General features: G+C 33.8%; 4 protein-coding genes. All 4 read right to left on the bottom strand.

What is annotated here, in order from left to right:
* Positions 1-708 (bottom strand): uroporphyrinogen decarboxylase family protein (locus tag TICRE_RS09090; RefSeq protein ID WP_075727314.1); only part of this gene is annotated, 708 nt, incomplete at its 3' end.
* A gap of 23 nt (positions 709-731) precedes the next feature.
* The gene (locus tag TICRE_RS09095) at positions 732-2519 is read right to left on the bottom strand and encodes an ASKHA domain-containing protein (RefSeq protein ID WP_075727316.1); all 1788 of its coding nucleotides are present in this window, start codon (positions 2517-2519) and stop codon (positions 732-734) included.
* A complete protein-coding gene (locus tag TICRE_RS09100) occupies positions 2512-3537 on the bottom strand; it encodes an MtaA/CmuA family methyltransferase (RefSeq protein ID WP_075727318.1) in 1026 nt (341 codons plus the stop codon). The genes TICRE_RS09095 and TICRE_RS09100 overlap by 8 nt, the downstream gene beginning before the upstream one ends.
* 11 nt (positions 3538-3548) lie before the next feature.
* The gene (locus tag TICRE_RS09105; RefSeq protein WP_075727320.1) at positions 3549-4211 is read right to left on the bottom strand and encodes a corrinoid protein; all 663 of its coding nucleotides are present in this window, start codon (positions 4209-4211) and stop codon (positions 3549-3551) included.
* Positions 4212-4228 lie beyond the last annotated feature (17 nt).

Here is a 4228-nt window from a genome sequence, read left to right on the forward strand (position 1 = left end):
AATCAAATCTACTGCCAATAATGAAGTAGATGTTTTTGGACAAATATGAATCTTAGTATTACTCTTAGAATCTATTTTTTCTAACACTCTTAAAAAGGATGGCCCAGCAACTTTCTTGTAAAGTTTAACACCTAGTATATCTAAAGTACCTGTAGGGTCAGCATAAGATAATAGATCTACTTCTAAATCTACTATTTTATTTATATATTCTACCAAGAAGTCTTCTATTAATTGAAATAGCTTTTTTGTATCATCTGTAGACTTTGCCATTCCCTTATAAATTTCTTCTATAGGTAAAATAGATGTAGCTAGAGTAACTGGACCTACTACATTGACAGTTACTGGAATACTTTTGTTTTTTAAGTATTCTATTGCATCAAAGACGACATTAATCTTATCATTTTGTAAATCAGCAACAGGAATTTTATCTATGTCCACCAATTTATCTATGGGGAACTCTACAATCCTATTACCATTAACATAGTCTAATTTTACCTTTGAACCAAAAGCTTGTCCCTCCATAGTATGACAAAATGGAATATTAGCCGATTTAGATTTAGATTCAAAATATATCTTCTCTGCGAGTCTCCCCATTTTCACACCATTTCTATTGGCTATATTATAGTCTATATTATACCTTTCTATAGCCATGGAAAGCTCGGTAGGTATATGCTGTAAACTACATTTATAAATATTGTATTTATTCATAAACTTCCACCTATCTGAAATTTCTAAATTTTAAATCTAGAAGATTCCACGAATAATCTTTCATAGCCTTCTGATACACTTAATTCCATGTAGTCTATCTGTTTTGATAAATTATTCATTTCTTTTCTAGAATCCAAGGATATTAAGGATAAGTAAGCTCCCGTTTTGGAAGAGTTTCCAATATATCGTATCTTTTTCTCTACATCTTTAGGTAATATACCTGTACCAACAAGACTTTCTACGGGTAAATGTGCACCAAATTGACCTGCAACTATTACTTCATCTAAATCTGTTAGTTCAAGGCCTACATAGTTGACTAATGCTACAAATCCTGATAATATTGCACTTTTAGCCAATTGTACTTGCCTTATATCCCCTTGAGTAATTCTAATATCTTTATTAATTTTTATAGACCTTTTCTTATTCTCTACAATTAGATACTTCTGTCTGAAATCATCTGATTCCAACGAGTCAGGCTTAACTATATTTCCTCTTTCATTTACTAAACCACAGGCTAGCATTTCCCTAACTGCTGCCAAAATGCCACTACCACAAAGACCTATTGGCTTTGTGTTTCCAATAACTTGAAGAGTGATTTCATTTTCACCAATTCCCATTTCTTCAATAGCACCATCTGAAGCTCTCATACCTGAGCTAATATTCATACCTTCTAATGCAGGCCCAGCTGCACATGAACAGGAAACTAGCTTTCCCCTATCGGAAAGTACAATCTCTCCATTTGTCCCAATATCTATGAATAACACCCTTTTATCGGTCTTGTGCAAACCTGCTACAAAAGCACCTGCTACGATATCTGCACCTATATATGAGGATACGGATGGCAGTGTACTAATCCTAGCAAATGATGACATAGAATCTAAACCTATTTCCCTAGCCATTATATTCTTGGCTTTAGAAAACATTTGTGCATAAGGGGATTTTCCTAAGGATATGGATTCTACACCTAGTAATATGTGTATCATAGTACTGTTTGCTGCTATTGACATTTCATATATTCTATCTTTACTTAGATTTTGTCTTTCACAAATCCTATTCAGCATTTTGTTTAGTGAATTCACTATTGCTTTTTGTAATTCTAGAGTCCCTTGTTCTCTGTTTTCTACTACATAGGTAATTCTGGTCAATACATCTTGACCGAAGTTTTTCTGTGCATTTATTTCTGCTTCACTGTCAATTTCCTCACCAGTATTTATATTTATTAATGAAGCTACTACAGTAGTCGTTCCTATATCTACTGCCACACCATATATTTCATTAGTGGTATTGCCATATTCTAAACCCATGAGCTTGTCCCCATCATAAACTACAGTAAATTGACCTGATTGCATTTTTAAGTTTTTGAGCACATTCAAGTCCAATTCTTCTAAACCCAATATATTTGTAAACAGATCTTCGTAGGTAGTTGATATTCCAAGTGTTGGTTTATCTATACTAATAACTTTTTTCCATATAGATGGGTTTATATTAAACTCTGGTATAAAACCACCTGTAAGAACTTTATGGTTTTTTTCCTGATCAATTATGTCAATTTGGATATCCGATGTAGGACTTATAAGGCACGCAAGTCTAATTCCGTTATTTATTTCTTCTTCAGAAAGAAATCTTTTCTCATCTTCTGTAATTAAGGGCAAATAACCTGAAATGTGTTTTATCTTACACCTACCACAGCTGCCTCTTCCTCCACATGGTCCTTCTACAAATTCACCATTATCTATTAGTATTTTTAGGAGCTTATCACCTGCTTCAGTAGTTATTGTTTTGTTCTTTCTAGGTATATTGATATTAATCATGGGTTTCTTCCTTTACAGCTGCCAACATCGCTTGGATATTTTCAAGGGATGATTGAGTACCTAAACCACAGGCAGGTGATATTATATTCACACCACTATTTAGGACACTTTTAGTCATTGTTTTTATTTTTTCTTTATTGGAAAATTCCAATGCATAAGTACTTAAATTACCCATTATGATTCTATCTGGCATTTGTTCTTTTACTTCTTTAATGCTTACTATGGCATCAAAACTAAGAGCATCTGCCTTAATCTTATTTAGTTCAGGGTAAACTCTATGCATCTGGCCACATATATGAACTATTATAGGTATTTTTTTATTCACTTCATGTAGCCTATCTATCAATTTGTTTAAATACTTCACTGCATATTCATCAAAATAGTCAGGTCCTAGTATTTCCCCTGTACCGCTTGGGTCAGATATGGTGATAACATCAGCTCCTGCTTCTACTTGTGCTTTTCCAAAAGCTAAAATCTGATTTGTAACATAGCCCATAAATTTATGGGCATCTTCTTTTTTCCTTCTAAGCTCCTTATAAAATACAACAGGCTCCATAAGAGAAGAGGCCACACTAATTGGACCTGAAAGATTACCTATTACAGGCACTCCTTCATTATTGGACTTTAATCTGGATATTACGTCTGTGCTTACCTTAGCTCTACCTGCTTTTATATCAAATTGTTTTAATTTGTTATAATCTGATACAGTATCCAATACATAGCTTACAACACGAGGCTCAAATTTAGTATCTCCTAAATCTACTTCCGCACCCATACCCTCAACTTCTACAGTCATACAAAATGGTACACCGTAGTTTTCAAACATACCGTATTCATATACTGATTTTGCTAATTCACTCATCTTATCTACATCAGTGTGAGCATCAGGCCATAAAATATTAGTCTTATGCATTAATTCAGTAACGATCATATTCATCATTCCACCGGGACATATACAAGGTACTCTATCTAATTGGGTGCCTTTTAGTGCACCTAACAATCGTTCTTTAGTATTCATATTAACCTCCTTTAAACTGGCAACCCTACTAAAGTCTTGGCTAGCTTTACTGCACCTATAGCGTTTGCTGAGTATCCATCGGCACCTATTTTATCACAATATGTTTGAGATATAGGTCCGCCTCCTATCATTACCTTTATCTTCTTGTTAAGGTTCTCTTCTTTTAACATATCTACTACATCTTTCATACCGGGCATAGTAGTTGTCATGAGTGTAGAAAGACAAATAAGATCTGCATCTACTTCCTTAGCTTTATCAACGAAGTTTCTAAGAGGTACATCACGTCCTAAATCATACATTTCAAAACCAGCTGTTTCTAGCATTATTCTAACAAGGTTTTTCCCTATATCATGTGTGTCCCCTTCTACAACACCTATAACACATTTATAAACCTTTTCATTGTCAGCTGATTTTTTTGGTAAGTGTGGTTTTAAAATTTCTAGTCCATTGTACATAGCATCTGAACAAATTAATAAGTCGGTTACAAAATATTCTTCCTCTTCATACATTTCCCCAGCTCTATTCATACCATCTACTAGTCCTTCTAAAATGCCTTGGAGAGGATCATAGCCTGCATCTACATATTCCTGTGCAATTTCTCCTATTTCCTCATCTTCCATTTCATATACATAATCTGATAATAATTTCAATAATTCTTCTTTTGTTCTTGCCATTTTAATACCTCCTACTT

It is taken from the genome of Tissierella creatinophila DSM 6911 (assembly GCF_001940565.1).
In the GTDB taxonomy this organism is placed as follows: Bacteria; Bacillota; Clostridia; order Tissierellales; family Tissierellaceae; genus Tissierella_A; species Tissierella_A creatinophila.